The sequence below is a fragment of the Glaciimonas sp. GG7 genome, from assembly GCF_052976905.1.
In genome coordinates this window covers 1-208 of the sequence record NZ_JBRIIQ010000270.1, presented here as the reverse complement: position 1 = coordinate 208, position 208 = coordinate 1, and the positions used below count along the sequence as shown (strand labels likewise).

Annotated in this window: 1 protein-coding gene; it reads right to left on the bottom strand. The window is 54.8% G+C overall.

The genetic code is table 11. The features are described 5' to 3' along the window. On the bottom strand, positions 1-208 hold a 208-nt coding region (locus ACVBEF_RS21460), incomplete at both ends, for a hypothetical protein (RefSeq protein WP_447125917.1).

The following is a 208-nucleotide window of genomic DNA, read 5'->3' as shown; positions in this document are numbered from 1 at the left end:
GTCCACAAGACCACACTGTCACGCAGCAATCGTACCGATGCACCGCGCTTGACTGAGCCCTCGAGTACGTAACAACCGGCAATTGCGCCGACTTTACTGACCAACAGAACCTGGCGAATTTCTACCAGACCCAGTGACTGCTCGCGCTTCTCTGGTGACAACATGCCTGACATCGCGGCCTTGATCTCGTCGACAGCATCGTAAATGA